At 70.5% G+C, this 4,185-nt stretch carries 4 protein-coding genes and 2 pseudogenes; 5 read left to right on the top strand and 1 reads right to left on the bottom strand.

The window, feature by feature from the left end; all coding sequences use genetic code 11:
• Positions 1–251 (bottom strand): annotated as a pseudogene (locus NON22_RS21005) (EF-P beta-lysylation protein EpmB); the annotation flags it as partial.
• An 82-nt stretch (positions 252–333) separates the two neighbouring features.
• Here NON22_RS21005 and efp point away from each other — a divergent pair.
• The 5 genes and pseudogenes from efp to NON22_RS20980 form a co-directional block, all read left to right on the top strand.
• Positions 334–900, top strand: a complete 567-nt coding sequence (gene efp, locus NON22_RS21000) for an elongation factor P (RefSeq protein ID WP_257388936.1) — start codon at positions 334–336, stop codon at positions 898–900.
• 134 nt (positions 901–1,034) lie between these two features.
• Positions 1,035–2,363, top strand: coding sequence for a TRZ/ATZ family hydrolase (locus NON22_RS20995; RefSeq protein ID WP_257388935.1), 1,329 nt, complete (start codon positions 1,035–1,037; stop codon positions 2,361–2,363).
• Positions 2,364–2,442: 79 nt separating this feature from the next.
• Positions 2,443–3,150 (top strand): bifunctional 2-polyprenyl-6-hydroxyphenol methylase/3-demethylubiquinol 3-O-methyltransferase UbiG, encoded by a 708-nt coding sequence (ubiG, locus tag NON22_RS20990; RefSeq protein ID WP_257388933.1) that lies wholly within the window; start codon positions 2,443–2,445, stop codon positions 3,148–3,150.
• Positions 3,147–3,818 carry a phosphoglycolate phosphatase gene (gph, locus tag NON22_RS20985; protein WP_257388932.1) on the top strand — a complete coding sequence of 224 codons (672 nt, stop codon included), beginning with the start codon at positions 3,147–3,149 and terminating at the stop codon, positions 3,816–3,818. Before ubiG ends, gph begins: the two co-directional genes overlap by 4 nt.
• Positions 3,815–4,185, top strand: a pseudogene (locus tag NON22_RS20980) (hypothetical protein); the annotation flags it as partial. The gene gph and the pseudogene NON22_RS20980, both read left to right, overlap by 4 nt.

Raw genomic sequence — 4,185 nt, 5'->3', positions numbered from 1 at the left:
GCCAGCTCGGCCGCGAGCGGCAGCACCTGGCGCAGCAGCGGGTCGGCCGGGTCGCCGGCCCGCATGCGCGCGACGAAGCCGCGCGGCACGCGCAGGGCGAAGCCGGTGTCGGCGCCGGGCAGCAGGCGGCCGGCCTGGGCTTCCAGGCCGAGCAGGCGCAGCAGTTCCAGCGGATCGGTGACCGATTCGCGCCAGAGCTGCTGCCAGCGCGGCGGCGGAAGCTGCGCGGGCAGGCGGTTAGCGGTTATCATCGCGGGCTAGTTTCCGGCTTTACGGCCAGTCGACCATTGTAGCCGCAGAACCGCGGCAATTCCCTTTCGCTAGGAGTGACCCATGGCCAGCTATGGCATGAATGACGTCAAGAACGGCATGAAGATCATCGTCAACAACGAGCCGTGCGTCATCACCGACACCGAGTACGTCAAGCCGGGCAAGGGTCAGGCCTTCACCCGCGTGCGCTACCGCAACATCAAGTCGGGTCGTGTCGTCGAGCTGACGATGAAGGCGACCGACTCGGTCGAGGCCGCCGACGTCGTCGACACCGACATGGAATACCTGTATTCCGACGGCGAGTTCTGGCACTTCATGCATCCGGAAACCCACGAGCAGGTCGGCGCCGAGGAAGCCGCCATGGCCGACGCAGCCAAGTGGCTCAAGGGCAATGAGACCTGCGTGGTCACCCTGTGGAACGGCTCGCCGCTGACCGTCGCGGCGCCGAACTTCGTCGAACTGGAAATCACCGAGACCGATCCGGGCGTCCGCGGCGACACCTCGGGCGGCGGCGGCAAGCCGGCCAAGCTCGAAACCGGCGCCGTCGTGCGCGTGCCGCTGTTCGTGGCGCAGGGCGAGAAGATCCGCGTCGACACGCGCACCGGCGAATACGTCTCGCGCGTCAAGTAAGCACGATTGCTCGCCGCGGCGGACGAAGGGCACCTCGAAAAACTTTCGGGGTGCCGCGAAAGGGAAACCCGGCCGGGTTTCCCTTTTTCGTATCCGCCCCCATCATGCGCGGATCGCCAGAGCAGGAGCAGGGTGTGAGCAGCATCGAGCCGATTCCCGTCGACAGCGTCATCGAAGCCCGCTGGGTGGTGCCGGTCGAGCCGCACGGCGTGGTGCTGGAGCGGCAGGCCGTCGTCGTCGACGGCGGCCGGGTACGCGAGCTGCTCGACATCGCCGCGGCGCAGCGCAGGTACGCGCCGCGCGCGGTCCGCGTGCTCGATGAGCACGTGCTGATCCCGGGCTTGGTCAACGCGCACACACACAACCCGATGACCCTGATGCGCGGAATCGCCGACGATCTGCCGCTGATGACCTGGCTGCGCGAGCACATCTGGCCGGCCGAGGCGCGCGCCATGAGCGCCGAGTTCGTGCACGACGGCGTCGAGCTCGCGATCGCCGAGATGCTGCGCGGCGGCACGACCTGCTGCAACGAGAACTACTTCTTTCCCGATGCCCAGGCCGCGACCTATCGCCGGCACGGCTTCCGCGCCCTGGTCGGCCTGCCGGTCATCGAATTCCCGAGCGCCTGGGCGCGCACGCGCGAGGAATATTTCGACAAGGCACTCGCGGTGCACGACGAATACCGCGGCGACGGCCTGATCGGCACGGCCTTCGCGCCGCATGCGCCGTATACGGTCGGCAACGAGAGTTTCGAGCGCGTGCGCATGCTGTCGGATCAGCTCGACGTGCCGGTGCACGTACACGTGCACGAGACCGCGCAGGAAGTCGAGGACTCGCGTCGCGAGCACGGCGTACGTCCGCTTGCGCGGCTGCAGGGGCTGGGTCTCGTCAACGATCACCTGATCGCCGTGCACATGACCCAGCTCGACGAGCACGAGATCCGCCTCTGCGCCGAAGCCGGCGTCTCGGTCGTGCACTGTCCCGAATCCAACCTCAAGCTCGCGAGCGGCTTCTGTCCGTCCGAGGCCCTGCGTCGCGCCGGCGTCAACGTCGCGCTCGGCACCGACGGCTGCGCCAGCAACAACGATCTCGACATGTTCGGCGAGATGCGCACGGCGGCGCTGCTGGCCAAGGGCGTGTCCGGCGACGCGAGCGCGTTCGATGCGGCGTTCGCGCTGCGCGCGGCCACGTTGAATGCGGCCAAGGCGCTGGGCTGGGGCGAGCGCATCGGCTCGATCGAACCGGGCAAGGCCGCCGATCTCGCCGCGGTCCGTCTCGACGCGCTGGAGCTGCTGCCGGTGTTCAACGTGATCTCCCAGCTCGTCTACGCGGGCGGCCGCCAGCACGTCAGCGACGTCTGGATCGCCGGCGTGCCGAAGCTCGTCGACGGCGCGCTCGTCGACATGGATCCCGCCGCGCTGCGCGCCAAGGCGCGCGAATGGGGCGAGCGGCTGCGCGGCTGAGCTGCGGCCAAGCGCCGCGGTACGCGCCGCGGCCGGCGTGGTACATCGTGCGGTACGCGTATCAACGGAACTTACGAACATGACAGTCAGCGAAAACGTCGATCGCAGCGAAACGGCCAAGTTCGACCGGCTGGCCAGCCGGTGGTGGGACCCCGACGGTGAATCCCGTCCGCTGCACGACCTGAATCCCGTGCGCCTGGCCTACGTGGCCGAGCGCGTGAGCTTGCGCGGCGCGCGCGTGCTCGACGTCGGCTGCGGCGGCGGACTGCTCAGCGAGGCGCTGGCCGCGGCCGGCGCCGACGTCACAGCCATCGACCTGGCGCCGGGGGTGCTCGACGTCGCGCGGCTGCACCTGTACGAGTCCGGCCTCAAGGTCGACTATCGCGAGATCAGCGCCGAGGCGTTGGCCGAGCAGCAGCCCGGCAGCTTCGATGCGATCACCTGCATGGAAATGCTCGAGCACGTGCCGGATCCGGCCAGCATCGTCGACGCCTGCACACGCCTGCTCAAGCCCGGCGGCCGCTGGTTCGCCTCGACCCTGAACCGCACGCCGCAGGCCTTCGCGCTCGGCATCGTCGGCGCGGAATACCTGCTGCGCCTGCTGCCGCGCGGCACGCATCACTACCGCCAGTTCATCCGGCCCAGCGAGCTCGCCGCGGCGCTGCGCGCGAGCGGGCTGGAGCTCGACGACCTGCGCGGCCTCGAATACAACCCGCTGACGCGGCGCGCGCGGCTGGTCGACTCGGTCGCGGTCAATTACCTGGCCAGCGCGCGCAAACCCGCATGAAGTGGCGTGACCGCGAGCTGCAGGCGGTGCTGTTCGATCTCGACGGTACGCTCGTCGACTCGGCCCCGGATCTGGTCGCCGCGATGCAGCGGCTCTGCCTCGAGCTCGGCGCCGCCGAGCCCGATGCCGCGGCGGTCCGCGCGGCCGTGTCCAAGGGCGGCCGCGCGATGCTGCGCCGCGGCCTGCCGGGCCTGGACGAGCCGCGCTACGAGGCGCTGCTGCCGCGGTTTCTCGATATCTATGCGGCCGACATCGCCGGCTTGTCGCGGCCGTTCGACGGCATCGAAACTCTGATCGGCGCGATCGAGGCGCGCGGTGCGCGCTGGGGCGTGGTCACCAACAAGCCCGGCTGGCTCGCGCGGCCGCTGCTGGAGCGGCTCGGCTGGTCCCGGCGCAGCGCAGCGCTGGTCAGCGGCGACTGCCTCGCCGTGCGCAAGCCCGATCCGGCGCCCGTGCGGCATGCCTGCGAACTCGCCGGCGTCGCGCCGCAGCACTGCGTCTACGTCGGCGACGACCTGCGCGACATCGAAGCCGGCCGCGCCGCGGGCCTGTACACGGTCGCCGCGGCCTGGGGCTATCTCGACGGCGAGGATCCCCACGCCTGGGCCGCCGACTGGGTCGCGCCGACGGCGCAGGCTCTGCAGCAGGCGCTGCAGCTGGACACGTGAACGCGCAGCCCGCCGACGTCGCGAGCTTCGTCGCGAAGCTCGAACAGGCGTATGCGGAATTCCGCATCGCCGGACCGCTGCTGCAACGACAGGCGCCGGCAGCGCTGATGTTCGAAGCGATTGCGCACGAGCTGACCCAGGCCGTCTTCCATCTGCCCGATGCGGCCGTCGCGGCCGGCAAGCTGCAGTGGTGGCGCGAGGAACTGCAGCGCAGCTTCGAGGCGCAGGCGCGCCATCCGCTGACGCGCGAGCTCGGCGCGCCGGCTGGCCCGGCGCCGGACGCGGAGGTCTTCGCCGGTTTGATCGACCTGGCGACGCGAGGCCGCGACGCGCCGCCGGCGGCGGATTTCGCCGCGCAGCGCGCGGC

The organism is Tahibacter caeni, from assembly GCF_024609805.1.
GTDB classification, from domain to species: domain Bacteria; phylum Pseudomonadota; class Gammaproteobacteria; order Xanthomonadales; family Rhodanobacteraceae; genus Tahibacter; species Tahibacter caeni.
The sequence above is the reverse complement of the archived record's forward strand: the minus strand, read 5'-3'. Positions and strand labels throughout refer to the sequence as shown.

Bases quoted from the DNA above. Each gene is read 5' to 3' on its own strand.
- efp (WP_257388936.1), top strand. From the start codon at position 334: ATGGCCAGCTATGGCATGAATGACGTCAAGAACGGCATGAAGATCATC.
- ubiG (WP_257388933.1), top strand. From the start codon at position 2,443: ATGACAGTCAGCGAAAACGTCGATCGCAGCGAAACGGCCAAGTTCGAC.
- gph (WP_257388932.1), top strand. From the start codon at position 3,147: ATGAAGTGGCGTGACCGCGAGCTGCAGGCGGTGCTGTTCGATCTCGAC.